This is a genomic window from Glycomyces lechevalierae (genome assembly GCF_027622945.1).
GTDB lineage: Bacteria > Actinomycetota > Actinomycetes > Mycobacteriales > Micromonosporaceae > Glycomyces > Glycomyces rutgersensis.
The window spans coordinates 71,653-86,948 of the sequence record NZ_JAPZVQ010000001.1 but is presented as its reverse complement, the minus strand read 5'-3'; the positions used below and the strand labels follow the sequence as shown (position 1 = coordinate 86,948).

Below are 15,296 nucleotides of genomic sequence, written 5' to 3'. Positions count from 1 at the left end.
CATGGACTGGATCAAGGACACACTCTCGGGCACGCCCGAGATCGCGCTGTTCGTCTGCCTCGCCTTGGGGTTCGCGCTGGGCAAGGTGCGGATCTGGAAGATCTCGCTGGGCGGCGTGGCAGGGACGCTGGTGGTGGCGATCTTCCTCGGGATGTTCGCGGACATTGAGCTGAACGACCAGGTCAAGACGATCGCCTTCGCGCTGTTCATCTTCACGCTGGGCTACATCTCGGGGCCCACGTTCTTCGCGAGCCTCAACCGCAAGAGCCTCAAGTTCGCCACGTTCACCGGGATCGAGGTCGTCTCGGTCCTGGTGATCACGGCCGCGGCGATCCTCATCATGAACCTGGACGTGGGCACGGCCGCCGGGCTCCTCGCCGGCGGCGCCACCGAGTCCGCGGCGGTCGGCACGGCGACGGACGCGATCGGCCGGCTCGACCTGCCGGCCGACCAGATCCAGACGCTGCAGAACAACGTGGGCACCGCGTACTCGATCTCGTACATCTGCGGCCTCATCACGATCGTGCTGCTCTCGAGTCAGTTCTTCCCGCTCATCATGCGCATCGACCTGCGCCAGGAGGCCGCGAAGCTCTGGAAGCAGTTGGGCGGCACCGCGGACGAGGAGACGGCCGCGCCCGCCGCCCCGGCCGTCGTCGGCCGCGAGTACAAGGTCACGGCCGCCACCGGCCGCACCGTGGCCGAGCTCCAGGCCGACCTCGGGGACGTCACCGTCGAAGAGGTCCTGCGCGGCGGGGGGCAAGTGAAGCTCGTTCCCGACCTTCAACTGGAGCAAGGCGACCGCGTGCTCGTCGTGGGCCGCCGCGAAGCCCTCGTGGGCTCGGCGAGCCGCATCGGCGAGGAGGTCGCACTCGACGAGTCGATGGCGATGAGCCTCGACCTCGCGGACGTGGTCGTGACCCGCAAGGACTACAAGGCCACCACGCTCGCCCAGATCCGCCGCGACTTCGAGGACCAGCGCCAGGGTGTGTACCTCCAGAAGATCACCCGCGGCGACCACGAGCTGCCGGTGCAGCCCTCGACGCTGATCCAGCACGGCGACACGGTGCGCCTCGCGGGCGCGGGCCGCGACCTGAGCCGGGTGATCCCGATGGTCGGCTTTCGGCTCGACCCGGCGGTGCGGTTCGACATGGTGTTCATCGCGATCGGCGTCGTCCTCGGCTTCCTCATCGGCATGCTGGTGTGGACCGTGGGGACGATCCCGCTGACCCTCGGCACCGGCGGCGGCTGCCTGCTCGCCGGCCTCCTGTTCGGCTGGATCCGCTCCAAGCGCCCCACGTTCGGCCAGTACGACTCGGGCGCGGCGGACGTCATCAAGACCCTCGGCCTCGCCGTCTTCATCTGCGCGGTCGGGCTCTCCTCGGGCCCGCAGGCCGTCGAGCTCGTGAAGGAGTTCGGCGTCGGCCTGCCGATCGCGGGCGTGTGCATGACCGCGATCCCGGCCTTCGTCTCGTTCCTGGTGGCCTGGAAGCTCATGAAGCTCCCGGCGCCGCTCACGCTCGGCTCGGTCACCGGGCAGCAGTGCTCCACGCCGGGCGTCACGGCCGTGCAGGCCGCCGCGGGCAACGCGACGCCGCTCATGGCCTACACGATCGTCTACGCCTTCTCGAACGTCGTCCTGCCGCTGCTGGGCCCGATCGTCGTCGCCATGGCCCACGCCATGACATGAGGACTCCCTCGTTCGGGTGAGCGGACTGTCGGATCATGGGCAGTCGCGTGGATTCGTGGGAGCGCGTGCGGAGAATGAATGGACATGTTGTCCACATTGTCCGATTCTGCAGAGGTGCCGCATTGCACGGTCACGAGCCGGTCCCGCGGGGTGTCGCCGCCAAGCTGATCCTTCTCCTGCACGAGCTCGCCGCCCACCGAGAACCGGTGGGCGTCACGCTCCTGTCGCGGCGCACGCGCCTGCCGAAGACCACCGTCCACCGGCTCCTGGCCGATCTCGAGGCCGGCGGGGTCGTCGACCGCAGCGGGCGCCGCTACGCCTCGCCGAGACCCCCGCGTGGCGCGACCGCGGCCCGCACCGCGAAGCCCGCCGCTGCTCCCCGCACGAGGCGCGGATGCGGAAGGTGCTCAAGCCCTTCCTGCTCGAGCTGTACCAGGGCACCGGCCATGTGGTGACCCTCGCGACCGCGGAGGGCCACATGGCCCGCTTCCTCGACGTGCTCTACCCCCACCGGTTCACCGACGCGATCCTGCGGACCGCCGAGGAGGTCCCGCTGCACTGCACCGCCACCGGCAAGGCGATCCTCGCGCACGACCCGGCCGCCGCCGAGCGGTACCTCCGCGAGGCCGAGCTCGTCCGCTTGACCCGCAACAGCATCGGCACCCGACGCGAGCTCGACCGGGACCTCATAGCGGCGCGTCTGCGCGGCGTGGCCCTCGACGCGGAGGAACACCTGCTCGGCTTCTGGGGCGCGGCCGCGCCCGTCATCGGCGGGCGGGGGACCGCCGTGGCCGCGCTCGGCCTGGCCGGGCCCGTGCGCGGTTTCGAACCGGCCGAGCACGTGGCGCGGCTGCGCGAGATCGCCAGGGCCGCTGCGGCGGCCGTGCGGCGCCTCCCCGAACGGCCCGTTCCGCCACCCGGAACAACCCTGTTCCGGGAGCCGGAACGTACGCGCGCGACCGGGCCGGACGGCGTCGATCCTCCATAGCCTCCTTGCATGCCAACGCACATCATTCCGGTCGTCGGGCGTTCCTTCGCCCGCTTCGCCGCACAGGTCGGCGGCCTGACCGCCGACGCCGCCCTGGCCGGGCCGCCGGACGGCACCACCGGGCCGCGCGGCTCAGCACTGCGCGCGGGCCAGGGCCTCAGCGCGGCCGACTGGGCCGCGATCACCGCCACCGGGGCCGCCGCCGCGCCCCGCCGAGAACCGGCCCTCGCCGACGCGGGCCTGTACAAGCGCGATCCGCGCAACATCCTCATCGGCGACCTCGAGCGGGTCGACCGCCGCCGCTGGCGCGCCGCGCTCGTCGTCCACGCCGACAACGCGGTGCTCGCCGACCGCGACAACGGCACCGCGCACCTGCCCGGGATGGTCGAGGTCGAGGCCTGCTCGCAGATGGCCATGGCCGTCACCGAGGCGTACCTGCTGCCGCACGGCGGCGGCTACGTCTTCACCACGAAACGGCTCGACATCGAGTTCGCGGCCTTCGTCTTCCCGCTCCCCGCGACCGTGGAGCTGCGCGCCGACCGCACCGGATGGCCGCGCCCCGACGTCCTCGCCGCCGACCTCACCGCCACCATCATCCAATCGGGACTCGCCGCCGCGACGATGCGGTTCCAGGCCAGGGTCTTCGAACGCGCGCACTTCGACCGCCTCGAAGGCGAACGGGCCCGCGAGGCCGCCCGCGCCGACCGCACCGAACTCTTGGAGCACCGATGAACACGCCGCCGCTGCAAGGCAAACGAGCCCTCGTCACCGGAGCCTCGCGCGGGATCGGCCGGGCCGTCGCGCTTCGCCTCGCCGCCGCCGGGGCCGACGTCGCGGTCCTGGCCCGCGGCACCGACGCCCTCGACGCGGTCGCCCGCGAGATCAAGGCACTCGGCCGCCTCGCCGTCCCGGTCACCTGCGACGTGACCGACCCCGACCGCCTCGCCGCCGCGTTCGCGGAGTCCGTCGAGGGTCTCGGCGGGCTCGACACGGTCGTGAACAACGCGGGCGGCTTCTACCACTCCGGGCCGTTCCTCCAACTCACCCAAGGCGACTGGGAGCGCACCCGGGGCCTCAACCTCGACCCCACGGTGCAACTCCTGCGCCTCGCGGGGACCGAGTTGGCCGCCAACGGCGGCGGCTCGGTCCTCAACGTCACCTCCATCGCCGGGCTCGGCGGCGCGCCGCGCCTGTCCCTCTACGCCGTCTGCAAGGCCGCCATGGTCTCGCTCACCAAGACCCTCGCCGTCGAATGGGCCGCCCAGGGCATCCGCGTCAACGCCATCGCGCCCGGCTGGATCGACACGAAGCTCACCAGCGGCTTCACCGGCCACCCGCAGGTGAAGGAGGCGCTGCAGCACGAAGTGCCCCAGAACCGATGGGCCGAGCCCGAAGACGTGGCCGACGCGGCGGTCTTCCTCTCCGGCGACGGCGCCCGCCTCGTCACCGGGGCCGTCCTCGTCCTCGACGGCGGCCTCACCAGCCAGCTCTCCGCGGTCGCCCGCGGCCTCCTCGGCCTCGGCCGCGCGGCCGCCTGACCCGAAAGGACCTCCCATGACCGACGACCCGACCGCCAAGGCCCGCGAGCTCATCGCCAAGATCCTCGAAGTCGCGCCCGAAGCGGTCACCGACGACGCGGACTTCCGCGACGACCTCGAAGCCGACTCCCTCCAGCTCGCCGAGATCAACGCCGTCCTCGAAGACGACCTCGGCCTCGACACCGTCCCCGGCGAGCCGCCGTCCCGCTTCGCCGAGATCCGCGACCTCCTCGCCGCCGAGGCCCCGCGATGAGCGCGCGCCGCGTCGCCATCACCGGCCTCGGCCCCGTCAGCCCCATCGGGACCGGCCGGGCCGCCTTCGCCGAAGCGCTGCTCGCCGGCCGCAGCGGCCGGCGCCCCGTCACCGCCTTCGACCCGGCGGGCTTCCAGATCCGGCACGGCTGCGAAGTCCCCGACTTCGACCCCGCCGCGTGGCTCGAACGGCTCGACCCGGCCGCGACCGGCCGCGGCGCGGCGTTCGCCGTCGCGGCGGCCCGCCTCGCCCTCGCCGACGCCGGGCTCGACCCCGCCGGCCTCCGCGGCGCAGCGGTGCTCATCGCCATGGGCACCAGCGACACCGAAGCGCAGGAGGAAGACCGGCTCGCGGTCGAGGCCGCGGCCGGCGGCCCGGCGGGATTCGACTCGGCCACCGCGGCCCGCTACACCGGCGGCACCGCCGTCCAGGTCGCCCGCGACCTGAACCTGCCCGGCGCCGAACCGGTCGACCTCTCCGCCGCCTGCGCCGCCGGGAACCACGCGATCGCCCACAGCCTCGACGCGATCCGCATGGGGGACGCGGACATCGCCCTGTGCGGCGGCTCGGACTCCTTCTCGCGCCGCATGTTCGCGTCCTTCCACCGGGTCGGCACCCTCGCGCCCGACGCCTGCCGCCCCTTCGACGCCGACCGGGCCGGGACCGTCGTCGGCGAAGGTGCGGGCGTCCTCGTCCTCGAAGCCCTCGACCGCGCCCTCGCGCGCGGCGCCCGGATCATCGGCGAGGTCGCGGGCGCCGCCTCCAATTGCGACGCCCGGCACCCCGTCGCCCCCGACACCGCCTCAGTCGCCGAGTGCATCCGCCTGGCCCACCTCGACGCCGGCATCGAACCCTCCCAAGTGGACGCCATCTGCGCGCACGGCACCGGCACCCCCGTCAACGACGTCAACGAGGCCCGCTCCATCCGCAAGGTCTTCGGCGACGCCGTCCCGCCCGTCGTCGCCGTCAAATCCATGCTCGGCCACGCCATGGGCGCCTCCGCCGCCCTCGGCGCGATCGCCGCCGCCGTCGCCCTCGACGCCCAATTCCTGCCGCCCACCGTCAACCACCGCCGCACCGACCCCGAATGCGACGTCGACTGCGTCCCCAACACCGGCAGGCCCGCCGCACTCCGCGTCGTCGAGAACCACGGCTTCGGCTTCGGCGGCTCCAACGCCGTCGTCCTCATCGCCAAGGCCGCCGCATGACCACCCTGCGCATCGCCGACCGCGCCACCTGGTCCGCCTGCGGCCCAGACGCACTCGACACCGAACCCGCAGCCGCGGTGCACGCCCCGGACCTCCCGCCCGGCGGCATCCGCCCCGTCCCAGGCTTCGACCCCGCCGTCGAGATCGGCCCCAAAGGCATCCGCTCCATGGACCGCGCCACCGCCTTCGCCGTCGCCGCCGCCGGCCGCCTCCTCGACCGCGCCGCGCCCGCCGACCGCTCCCGCACCGCACTCGTCCTCGCCACCACCGCGGGCAGCCTCCAGACCATGCTCGACCTCGGCACCGACTCCCTCACCAAACCCAGACCGCACCAAGTCGACCCGGGCCGCATCCCCGTCGGCGTCATGAACTACGCCGCCGGCCAATGCGCCATCCACCACCGCATCACCGGCCCCGGCGTCATCCTCCCCGGCGGCCGCAGCGCCCCCGTCCTCGCGCTCCGCTACGCCCGGCGCCTCCTCGCCTCCGGCCGCGTCGACCAAGTCCTCTGCGGCGCCAGCGAAGAGGCCACCCCCGCCCGCGCCTGGCTCGAGCACCGCACCCGCCCCGCCACCGCCCCCACCGTCCCCATCGGCGAAGGCTGCGCCATGCTCCGCCTCGTCGCCGACACCGCCCCCGGCCCCCGCATCACCGCCGCCGCAACCGAACTCGACTGCACCGGCGATCCCGCCTCCGCCCTCGCCACCGCCCTGCGCCGCGCCCTCGCCACCGCCGCGACCGACCCCGACGAGATCCGCACCGCCGCCACCACCGCCGCCCTCGACGGCCACCACGACGCCGAGACCCGCGCCCTCACCGCCGTCCTCGGCCCCGCCGCCACCCGCCTCACCGCCCACACCGCCATCGGCGACACCTCCGCCGCCGCGGCCGCCTTCGCGCTCCTCCACGCCCTCGACGCCACCGCCCCCGGCGACGCCTTCGCCGTCACCACCCTCGACCGCCGCGGCCTCGCCGGCTGCCTCATCGGAAGGGCCTGACCATGCACGCATGGGGCCTCCTCGGCACCGGCGCCTACACGCCGCCCCACATCGCCGCCAACCCCGAGATCGCCGCCGCCCTCCGCATCGACCCCCAGCGCATCCTCGATTCCACCGGCATCCGCGAACGCCGCCGCGCCGCACCCGCCCAAGCCGCCTCCGACCTCGCCGCCGAAGCCGCCCGCGCCGCCCTCGCCCAAGCCGCCTGCGACCCCGCCGACCTCGGCCTCCTCATCGTCGGCACCTCCACACCCGACGAACCCGCCCCCTCCACCGCCTGCCGCGTCCAAGCCCTCATCGGCGCCCGCCGCGCCGTCGCCTTCGACATCGGCGCCGCCTGCTCCGGCTACCTCTTCGGCCTCAAGATCGCCCGCGACTGGCTCGCCGCCGACCCGACGCACGGCCGCGCCCTCGTCATCGGCGCCGAGGTCTACTCCCGCTTCCTCGACCCCGCCGACCGCGCCACCGCCCTCCTCTTCGGCGACGGCGCCGGAGCCAGCGTCCTCGGCCGCGTCCCCGCCGGCACCGGCATCGCCGGCGTCCACCTCGGCAGCGACGGCACCCAGGCCGACACCGTCCTCATCCCCGCCGGCGGCAGCCGCCGCCCCGCCACTCCCGACACCGTCCGCGAAGGCGCCCACCGCATCCGCATGGACGCCCCCGCCCTCCGCAAAGCCATCCCCGAGACCTTCGACCGCGCCCTCGCCGCCACCCTCACCGCCCACCGCCTCACCATCGACGACATCGACCTCCTCGTCCCGCACCAGCCCAACCCCCGCACCCTCCGCCTCTACGCCGACCGCGCCGGCATCCCCCACGCCAAACTCGCCGTCATCGGCGAACACCTCGGCAACATCGGCGCCGCCTCCATCCCCACCGCCCTCACCGCCGCCGAAGCCGACGGCCGCCTCAAACCCGGCGACCGCGTCCTCCTCGCCGCCGTCGGCGCCGGACTCACCTGGGGCTCCGCCCTCATCACCTGGAACCCTCCCGGAAAGGAACGCACATGACCGACGACGACCTCCGAGAACTCCTCTCCGGACCCGGCTTCGACCGCCCCCGCGACCTCACCGCCACCCAGTTCCACCAGCACAACTACCGGCGCATGCGCCTCCTCGCCGACGCCGTCGGACCCGCCGCCGACCTCCTCGCCGACCGCGCCCGCCTCGCCGAGCTCTCGGCCCTCACCGCCCTCCGCGACCCCGTCCTCTACCACACCGTCCTCCTCCACTACTGCCTCTGCCTCAACGGCATCGTCCGCTTCGCCCCCGACCCCGACGCCGTCCTCGCCCGCATCCGCGCCGACGGCGCCACCGGCGTCGTCCTCATGACCGAGGCCGGACGCTCCAACAGCCACGGCGCCATGCGCACCGAAGCCCGCTTCGATCCCGCCACCCGCGAATTCACCCTCCGCACCCCCGGCCCCGAAGCCGTCAAATTCCCCAACACCGCCGGCGAGCACGCCGCCCCCAAAGCCGCCCTCGTCTACGCCCGCCTCCGCAACGGCGACACCGACCACGGCGTGTTCGGCTTCCTCGTCCACATCGGCGGCCGCCACGGCGTCCCCGCCGGACTCCAGATCCGCCACGCCTACGAATCCGGCAACCTCCCCACGGACACCGTCGCCGTCGCCTTCGACGGCGTCCGCCTCCCCTTCGACGCCTGGCTCAGCGACGGCGCCGCCTTCGACCCCGACGGCACCTTCACCGACCCGCTCGGCTCACCCGAAGCCCGCATGAGCCGCTCCATGGCCGTCGGCGTCGAAACCTGGATCTCCATCACCGCCGCCGTCGCCGCCGTCTCCCGCGCCGCCACCGCCATGGCGATCCGCTACTCCCTCACCCGCCTCACCGCCGACAAGATCTCCGGCACCCGGCCCGTCCTCGACTACCGCAACCAGCACGTCGAACTCCTCACCGACCTCGCCGACGCCTACGCGCTCACCGCCCTCGCCGACCCCGCCTCCCAAGTGGAGACCGCCGCCGCCGGAGGCGCGGCCTGGGCCCCCTGGTCGGCCGTCGACCCGCTGCTGCCCCTCCACAAGGCCGTCGCGGTCGAAGCGGCCTGGCGCGTCACGATGTCCTGCCGCGAGCGCTGCGGCGGCCTCGCGTACGGCGGCACGCGCTGGCCGCTCGCCTACCAGTCCCTCGTGGACGGGTACCGCTCGGCGGGCGGAGACAACGCGCTCATCCGCCTCGACACGGCCCGCAACATGGCCGCGAACGCCGGATACGCACCGCCGCAGGACGATCCGCCCGCGGCCTTGCGGACGGGCGCGGACTTCCTGCGCCTCGCCGAGGCCTGCGAGCGCCGCCTGCACGCGCGTCTGCGCGACCGCCTCGCGGCGGCCCGGAAGGACTCGGACGAGGACTTCGCGGTCTGGCGCGAGGAGCTGGAGGCCGCGCAGGATCTCGCCGGGGTCTACGCCGAACGGCTGCTGATGGCGCGCTTCGCCGCCTCAGTGCGCGACCGGGCGGGGGAGGACCTGCTGCTCCTCCACGGCGCCGGGTGGCTGCGCCGCCGGATCGGCAGCCTGCTCAGGTGCGGCCTCGCCGGGCCCGAGACGCTCGACGCCGTCGACCGCCTGGTGGGCGAGGCATGCGACCGGCTGCTGCCGCACGCGGCGGACCTGGTGGACGCCTTCGGCATCGACGAGGAGTTCACCCGCTCCTTCCTCGCCGCGGACGACTATCTCGAGGCCTTCATCGCCGAGTTCGGGTTCGAACCGTTCTGGGGCTAGCGCCGCCGCCTCAGAGCCGCCAGGTCCCGTTGGTGTTCAGCATGATCGAGTAGACCGAGTCGGTGGCGGTGATGAAGAGCCGGTTGCGCTTCGGGCCGCCGAAGACCAGGTTCGACACCGAGGGCTGCGGGATCGGCAGCGTCGCGAGGTGCGTGCCGTCGGGGTCGAAGCAGTAGACGTCCGCCGCGGCGGCCCAGACCCGGCCCTCGACGTCGACCCGCAGGCCGTCGAAGCCCCCGCCCGGGGTCTCCGCGAACACCTCACCGCCGGTGAGCTTCCCGCCGTCCACGTCGAAGCGGCGGATGTGGCCGCCGGGCGTGTCGGCGATGTAGAGCACGGACTCGTCGGGGGAGAAGGCGAGCCCGTTGGGCCGCTGGAAGTCGTCCGCGACGCGCTCGACCGCGCCCGAGGCCGGGTCCACGCGGTACACGTGGCAGTCGTCGATCTCGGGCTCGGAGCGGTGGCCCTCGTAGTCGCTGGTGATCCCGTACGGCGGGTCGGTGAACCAGACCGCGCCGTCACTCGAGACGACCACGTCGTTGGGGCTGTTGAACCGCTTGCCCTCCCAGCGGTCGGCGAGCACCGTGACCGAACCGTCCAGTTCGGTCCGCTCGACCCGCCGCTCGCCGTGCGAGCAGGACACGAGCCGCCCCTGCCGGTCGAGGGTGTGGCCGTTCGTGTACCCGGCGGGGGAGCGGAAGACGCTCACCGAGCCGTCCGTTTCGTCCCAGCGCATGATCCGGTCGTTCGGGATGTCGCTGAAGAGCAGGTACCTCCCCGAGGGCACATAGACCGGGCCTTCGGTCCAGCGCCCGCCGGAGAACAGGCATTCGAGGTAGTCGTCGCCGGCGACGGCGAAGCGCTCGTCGAATTTTCGGAAACCCACCGGAGCATTGTGCATCGAAACTCCTCGATATAGCCTGTTCGTGTGATCGTGCACAGCCCGATCATCTGGTGCGGCACTGGGCCGCACTCACGTTAGCTCGAACCGAAGGCCGCCCGGGACGGACCCGGCCGCCGCTATGAGACGGGAAACGAACATGGGACCGGCACTCCCCAGACGCACGCGCCTGCGCGCCGCGATCGCCGCCACCGCGGTGGCCGTGGTCGCCGCGGGCGCCACGGCGTTCACCGTGATGACGGCCGAGGCCGCCACCACCGGCTGCGCAGTCGACTACCAGGTCACCGCCGAGTGGCCCGGCGGCTTCAACGCCAATGTGGACATCACCAACCTCGGTGACACCGCGCTCGACCCGTGGAAGCTCGAATGGGACTTCCCCGGGACGCAGAAGGTCTCCAACGCCTGGAACACCACCGCGACGCAGTCGGGCGCGCACGTCACCGCCGCCGGCGTCGACTACAACAAGCGGCTGGCCGCCGCCTCGACCGCGAGCTTCGGCTTCAGCGGCACCTTCACCGGATCCACGAACGCGGTCCCGACCTCGTTCAAGCTCAACGGGATCGCGTGCACCGGCGACGCGGGCCCCTCGCCCACGAACCCGCCCACCAATGTGACCGCCTCGCCCACCGAGCTGCCGACCGGCGGCCCCGAGCAGGACGAGTGGAACCCGCCGTCGAACCTCGTCCAGCCCCTGAACGAGGTCTGGGCGCATGTGGAGGACACCTACAACCTGAACTTCCGCAACTTCGGGTGGGACCAGGTCATGGCCACCGGCGGCACGATCGACTACTGCGTCCGCTGGGACTCGCGCAACAGCGTGACCCTGCAGACCCGCGACGCGATCGAGGCGAAGCTCCAGCAGCAGTACAACCTCTGGTTCGACCAGATGAAGGGCTGGAGCGAGTGGCCCTTCGACCAGATCGACGTGAACGTCGTCGGCTGGGCCGCCTACGACCGCAACCTCCTGCAGTGGAGCGACAATGCGGTGGACGTCTACATCGGGGACATCCGCGAGGACGCCCCGCAGTGCTCCGAGGCCTGCGGCCGCTTCTTCCACCAGGACGGGAACTACTCGCAGTGCCCGGGCGGCGCGGCGCACCACTACGACCAGAGCCTCTGGCTGACCCAGGGCATGGGCGGCGGCGCCGGCGGCGACTGGGGCCAGCGCATGGGCCAGGAGTACTTCGTGAACTCCTTGGGCTCCACGCAGATCACGATCTATCTGCACGAGCTCGGCCACACCTTCGGCCTCGACGACTTCTACGACTGGACGCCCACGGGCCAGTGCTGCTTCATCATGAACGCGGGCTCCTCGGCCACCATCACCACCTTCGACCAGTGGATGCTCCGCGACTGGTGGCGCCACCTCAAGAGCCGCTACGGCTATTAAGACCTCCCTCTGACGGCGGCGGACCTCCGGGTCCGCCGCCGTTCCCGTGCGCCCGGACCCCCACGCCGTGCCTCTTTGATGCGGACACGGTTGGTCGGCAACAGCCGATAGCGTTTAGCATTGTCGAACGGAGCACCGTCAAAGGGGCGCTCCGGACTCACCGAGGGAACGGAGGCGCGCGGATGGCGAAGAACATCCAGTCGCTGGAGCGGGCGGCGGCCATGCTGCGGCTGCTCGCGGGCGGCGAGCGGCGCCTCGGCCTGTCCGACATCGCCTCCTCGCTCGGCCTGGCGAAGGCCACGGCCCACGGCATCCTCCGCACCCTGCAGCACGAGGGCTTCGTGGAGCAGGACCCCGGCTCGGGCCGCTACCAGCTCGGCGCCGAGCTGCTGCGCCTCGGCACCACCTACCTCGACGTCCACGAGCTGCGGGCCCGCGCCCTGGTGTGGACGGACGACCTGGCCCGCTCCTCGGGCGAGGCGGTCTATCTCGGTGTGCTGCACCAGCACGGCGTGCTCATCGTCCACCACGTGTTCCGCCCCGACGACAGCCGCCAGGTGCTCGAAGTGGGCGCCATGCAGCCGCTGCACTCCACCGCCCTCGGCAAGGTCCTCGCCGCGACCGACCCGGTCGCGCACGCCGAGCTCGTGGACGCCAAGCGCGAGCCGTTCACGGCCCGCACGGTCACCGAGCTCGACGAGATCGAGCGCACCCTCGACCTGACCCGCGCCCAGGGCTACGCCGTGGACAACGAGGAGACCCTGGAAGGGGTCGCCGCCGTGGCCGCCCCGATCTACGACCGGCGCCGCCTCGCGGTCGGCGCGGTCGGCATTACCGGTGCCGTCGAACGGGTGTGCCGCGACGGGGAACTGCGCCCGGAGCTGATCGCCGCCGTGCGCGACACGGCCCGTTCCGTCTCGCGTGATCTCGGGGCCAAGCCCTTCTAGCGTTTTCGTCCGTTTCCGCCATGTTCCGGCGGCTCCCATGTGACCCTGGTATGCCTGTCTTGCAGGCGTTTCGGATGGTTCGCAAAAGAGGATGTGATGGCGGTCACATAGCACTTGACGGGTTGGTAATGAAGGAGAACACTTTCGTACATCGGTCGGCATTGTCGAACGCCTAACGGCTTCGGTGCTCGCCTCGCCTTCCGTGTCGAACAAGCCCTTCCAACGAGGTCGAAGCCCCGGTGACGGCCTCGGACGCAGACAAAGGAGTCGGTGTGTCCAACTCAGACATCATCCTCGGCGAGGTCGTCGGCACCGCGATGCTGATCCTCCTCGGCGCGGGCGTGTGCGCCGCCGTCACGCTCAAGAAGTCCAAGGCCCAGAACGCGGGCTGGCTCGCCATCGCCTTCGGGTGGGGCTTCGCGGTCCTGACCGCCGCCTACATCTCGGCCGGCATCTCCGGCGCCCACCTCAACCCGGCCGTCACCCTCGGCCTCGCCGTCCAGGGCAACGTCCCGTGGGATCAGGTCCCGGTCTACATCCTCTCCCAGATGGTCGGCGCCATCCTCGGCGCGACGCTCGCCTGGGCCGCCTACTACGGCCAGTTCCAGGCCCACATGGCCGACATCGAAAACCAGCCCGAGGCGGTCGAAGGCCCCGAGGACGCCAAGGCCGGCCCGGTCCTCGGCATCTTCTCCACCGGCCCCGAGATCCGCAGCACCGCCCAGAACCTCGTCACCGAGATCATCGCGACCTTCGTGCTCGTCTTCGCGATCCTCACCCAGGGCCTCAACGCCGACGGCAACGGCCTCGGCACGCTCGGCGTGCTCATCACCTCCCTCGTCGTCGTCAGCATCGGCCTCTCCCTCGGCGGCCCCACCGGCTACGCCATCAACCCGGCCCGCGACCTCGGCCCCCGCATCGCCCACGCGATCCTGCCCATCAAGGGCAAGGGCCGCTCCGACTGGGGCTACGCCTGGATCCCCGTGGTCGGCCCGATCGTCGGCGGCGTGGCCGCCGGACTCCTCTACAACGTTGCCCTCGGGTAGCGATGAGGACACAATCGACGTATCCCTCGCCGACTCCCACCACGACAACGACGTTCTGGAGCGAACCATGACCGACACGCACACCGGCCCGTTCATCGCGGCCATCGACCAGGGCACCACCTCCTCGCGGTGCATCATCTTCGACCGCGACGGCCGCATCGTGGCCGTCGACCAGAAGGAGCACGAGCAGATCTTCCCCAAGCCCGGCTGGGTCGAGCACGACGCCGCCGAGATCTGGAAGAACGTGCAGGACGTCGTGGCCGGGGCCATGGTCAAGGCCGGCGCCTCCCGCGAGGACATCCTCTCCATCGGCATCACCAACCAGCGCGAGACCACCATGCTGTGGGACAAGCGCACCGGCAAGCCCGTCCACAACGCGATCGTCTGGCAGGACACCCGCACCGACGTCCTCTGCAAGAAGCTCGGCGGGGAGATCGGCCAGGACCGCTGGCGCCGCGAGACCGGCCTGCCCCTCGCCGCCTACTTCGCCGGCCCCAAGATCGCCTGGCTTCTCGACAACGTTTCCGGGCTCCGCGAGCGCGCCGAAGCCGGCGAGCTCCTCTTCGGCACCATGGACTCCTGGGTCATCTGGAACCTCACCGGCGGCGTGAACGGCGGCGTGCACGTCACCGACGTCACCAACGCCTCCCGCACGCTCCTGATGAACCTCGACGACCTGAAGTGGAACGAGGAGATCGCGGCCGAGATGGGCGTGCCCATGCAGGTGCTCCCCGAGATCCGCTCCTCCTCCGAGGTCTACGGCACCGTCACCGGCGGTCCCCTCGGCGGGCTCCTCGCCGGCGTCCCCGTGGCCTCCGCGCTCGGCGACCAGCAGGCCGCCCTCTTCGGACAGACCTGCTTCGCCACCGGCGAGGCCAAGTCCACCTACGGCACCGGCACGTTCATGCTCATGAACACCGGCGAGAAGCTCATCCACTCCGAGTCCGGGCTGCTCACCACCGTCGGCTACCGCATCGGCGACCAGGACCCGGTCTACGCCCTCGAAGGCTCGATCGCCGTCACCGGCTCGCTCGTGCAGTGGATGCGCGACCAGATGGGGCTCATCAAGACCGCCGCCGAGATCGAGACGCTCGCGATGTCCGTGGAGGACAACGGCGGCGCGTACTTCGTGCCGGCCTTCTCCGGGCTCTTCGCCCCCTACTGGCGCTCCGACGCGCGGGGCGTCATCGCCGGCCTCACCCGGTACGTCACCAAGGCGCACATCGCGCGCGCCGTCCTGGAGGCCACCGCCTGGCAGACCCGCGAGATCACCGACGCCATGACCAAGGACTCCGGCGTCGAGCTCTCCGCGCTCAAGGTCGACGGCGGCATGACCTCCAACAACCTCCTCATGCAGTTCCTCGCGGACGTGCTCGACGCGCCCGTCGTGCGCCCCATGGTCGCCGAGACCACCTGCCTCGGCGCCGCCTACGCCGCGGGCCTCGCGGTCGGCTTCTGGGAGAACGTCGAGGATCTGCGCGCGAACTGGCGCCGCGCCGCCGAATGGACCCCCGACATGGACCCCGAGGTCCGCGACCGGGAATACAAGCACTGGCTCAAGGCCGTCCAGCGGACCATGGGCTGGCAGGACGAGTAGAGG

Annotated in this window: 15 protein-coding genes; 14 read left to right on the top strand and 1 reads right to left on the bottom strand. The window is 72.1% G+C overall.

Going from position 1 to position 15,296, the window contains the following annotated elements:
- Nucleotide 1: 1 nt before the first annotated feature.
- Genes aspT through O2L01_RS00355 form a run of 10 tightly spaced genes read left to right on the top strand, consistent with a single transcriptional unit; the run spans nucleotide 2 to nucleotide 9,412 of the window.
- On the top strand, nucleotides 2-1,687 hold the full coding sequence (gene aspT, locus O2L01_RS00395) for an aspartate-alanine antiporter (protein WP_270119396.1): 1,686 nt from the start codon (nucleotides 2-4) through the stop codon (nucleotides 1,685-1,687).
- Between the two features lie 35 nt (nucleotides 1,688-1,722).
- On the top strand, nucleotides 1,723-2,142 hold the full coding sequence (locus O2L01_RS25590; protein ID WP_344469029.1) for a helix-turn-helix domain-containing protein: 420 nt from the start codon (nucleotides 1,723-1,725) through the stop codon (nucleotides 2,140-2,142).
- Complete coding sequence (locus O2L01_RS00390) at nucleotides 2,082-2,675, top strand: IclR family transcriptional regulator (RefSeq protein ID WP_270119395.1); 594 nt, start codon at nucleotides 2,082-2,084, stop codon at nucleotides 2,673-2,675. Before O2L01_RS25590 ends, O2L01_RS00390 begins: the two co-directional genes overlap by 61 nt.
- Before the next feature lie 9 nt (nucleotides 2,676-2,684).
- On the top strand, nucleotides 2,685-3,407 hold the full coding sequence (locus O2L01_RS00385; RefSeq protein ID WP_270119394.1) for an AfsA-related hotdog domain-containing protein: 723 nt from the start codon (nucleotides 2,685-2,687) through the stop codon (nucleotides 3,405-3,407).
- Nucleotides 3,404-4,213: an SDR family NAD(P)-dependent oxidoreductase gene (locus O2L01_RS00380; RefSeq protein WP_270119393.1), complete on the top strand. Its 810-nt coding sequence runs from the start codon at nucleotides 3,404-3,406 to the stop codon at nucleotides 4,211-4,213. The genes O2L01_RS00385 and O2L01_RS00380 overlap by 4 nt, the downstream gene beginning before the upstream one ends.
- A gap of 16 nt (nucleotides 4,214-4,229) precedes the next feature.
- Nucleotides 4,230-4,466 (top strand): acyl carrier protein, encoded by a 237-nt coding sequence (locus tag O2L01_RS00375; protein WP_270119392.1) that lies wholly within the window; start codon nucleotides 4,230-4,232, stop codon nucleotides 4,464-4,466.
- Nucleotides 4,463-5,674 carry a beta-ketoacyl-[acyl-carrier-protein] synthase family protein gene (locus O2L01_RS00370; protein ID WP_270119390.1) on the top strand — a complete coding sequence of 404 codons (1,212 nt, stop codon included), beginning with the start codon at nucleotides 4,463-4,465 and terminating at the stop codon, nucleotides 5,672-5,674. Before O2L01_RS00375 ends, O2L01_RS00370 begins: the two co-directional genes overlap by 4 nt.
- Nucleotides 5,671-6,672, top strand: a complete 1,002-nt coding sequence (locus tag O2L01_RS00365; RefSeq protein ID WP_270119388.1) for a beta-ketoacyl synthase N-terminal-like domain-containing protein — start codon at nucleotides 5,671-5,673, stop codon at nucleotides 6,670-6,672. Before O2L01_RS00370 ends, O2L01_RS00365 begins: the two co-directional genes overlap by 4 nt.
- Nucleotides 6,673-6,674: 2 nt before the next feature.
- Entirely contained in the window at nucleotides 6,675-7,682 is a 1,008-nt protein-coding gene (locus O2L01_RS00360) for a 3-oxoacyl-ACP synthase III family protein (RefSeq protein WP_270119387.1), read from the top strand.
- Nucleotides 7,679-9,412 (top strand): acyl-CoA dehydrogenase, encoded by a 1,734-nt coding sequence (locus O2L01_RS00355; protein WP_270119386.1) that lies wholly within the window; start codon nucleotides 7,679-7,681, stop codon nucleotides 9,410-9,412. The genes O2L01_RS00360 and O2L01_RS00355 overlap by 4 nt, the downstream gene beginning before the upstream one ends.
- 10 nt (nucleotides 9,413-9,422) lie before the next feature.
- Here O2L01_RS00355 and O2L01_RS00350 read toward each other — a convergent pair whose 3' ends face one another.
- Nucleotides 9,423-10,313 carry an SMP-30/gluconolactonase/LRE family protein gene (locus O2L01_RS00350; protein WP_374727618.1) on the bottom strand — a complete coding sequence of 297 codons (891 nt, stop codon included), beginning with the start codon at nucleotides 10,311-10,313 and terminating at the stop codon, nucleotides 9,423-9,425.
- Between the two features lie 139 nt (nucleotides 10,314-10,452).
- Between O2L01_RS00350 and O2L01_RS00345 the strand changes: the two genes are divergently transcribed.
- The 4 genes from O2L01_RS00345 to glpK all read left to right on the top strand — a co-directional run bounded on the left by O2L01_RS00345 (nucleotide 10,453) and on the right by glpK (nucleotide 15,293).
- On the top strand, nucleotides 10,453-11,703 hold the full coding sequence (locus O2L01_RS00345) for a cellulose-binding domain-containing protein (protein ID WP_270119384.1): 1,251 nt from the start codon (nucleotides 10,453-10,455) through the stop codon (nucleotides 11,701-11,703).
- A gap of 182 nt (nucleotides 11,704-11,885) precedes the next feature.
- Complete coding sequence (locus O2L01_RS00340; protein WP_270119382.1) at nucleotides 11,886-12,650, top strand: IclR family transcriptional regulator; 765 nt, start codon at nucleotides 11,886-11,888, stop codon at nucleotides 12,648-12,650.
- 272 nt (nucleotides 12,651-12,922) lie between these two features.
- Nucleotides 12,923-13,696: an MIP/aquaporin family protein gene (locus O2L01_RS00335; protein WP_270119380.1), complete on the top strand. Its 774-nt coding sequence runs from the start codon at nucleotides 12,923-12,925 to the stop codon at nucleotides 13,694-13,696.
- A gap of 67 nt (nucleotides 13,697-13,763) precedes the next feature.
- Complete coding sequence (glpK, locus tag O2L01_RS00330) at nucleotides 13,764-15,293, top strand: glycerol kinase GlpK (protein WP_270119378.1); 1,530 nt, start codon at nucleotides 13,764-13,766, stop codon at nucleotides 15,291-15,293.
- Nucleotides 15,294-15,296 lie beyond the last annotated feature (3 nt).

Coding starts and splice junctions, on each gene's coding strand:
- O2L01_RS00370 (WP_270119390.1), top strand. CDS start 4,463: ATGAGCGCGCGCCGCGTCGCCATCACCGGCCTCGGCCCCGTCAGCCCC.
- O2L01_RS00340 (WP_270119382.1), top strand. CDS start 11,886: ATGGCGAAGAACATCCAGTCGCTGGAGCGGGCGGCGGCCATGCTGCGG.
- O2L01_RS00390 (WP_270119395.1), top strand. CDS start 2,082: ATGCGGAAGGTGCTCAAGCCCTTCCTGCTCGAGCTGTACCAGGGCACC.
- glpK (WP_270119378.1), top strand. CDS start 13,764: ATGACCGACACGCACACCGGCCCGTTCATCGCGGCCATCGACCAGGGC.
- O2L01_RS00355 (WP_270119386.1), top strand. CDS start 7,679: ATGACCGACGACGACCTCCGAGAACTCCTCTCCGGACCCGGCTTCGAC.
- aspT (WP_270119396.1), top strand. CDS start 2: ATGGACTGGATCAAGGACACACTCTCGGGCACGCCCGAGATCGCGCTG.
- O2L01_RS25590 (WP_344469029.1), top strand. CDS start 1,723: ATGGGCAGTCGCGTGGATTCGTGGGAGCGCGTGCGGAGAATGAATGGA.
- O2L01_RS00345 (WP_270119384.1), top strand. CDS start 10,453: ATGGGACCGGCACTCCCCAGACGCACGCGCCTGCGCGCCGCGATCGCC.
- O2L01_RS00365 (WP_270119388.1), top strand. CDS start 5,671: ATGACCACCCTGCGCATCGCCGACCGCGCCACCTGGTCCGCCTGCGGC.
- O2L01_RS00385 (WP_270119394.1), top strand. CDS start 2,685: ATGCCAACGCACATCATTCCGGTCGTCGGGCGTTCCTTCGCCCGCTTC.
- O2L01_RS00375 (WP_270119392.1), top strand. CDS start 4,230: ATGACCGACGACCCGACCGCCAAGGCCCGCGAGCTCATCGCCAAGATC.
- O2L01_RS00360 (WP_270119387.1), top strand. CDS start 6,675: ATGCACGCATGGGGCCTCCTCGGCACCGGCGCCTACACGCCGCCCCAC.
- O2L01_RS00380 (WP_270119393.1), top strand. CDS start 3,404: ATGAACACGCCGCCGCTGCAAGGCAAACGAGCCCTCGTCACCGGAGCC.
- O2L01_RS00350 (WP_374727618.1), bottom strand. CDS start 10,313: ATGCACAATGCTCCGGTGGGTTTCCGAAAATTCGACGAGCGCTTCGCC.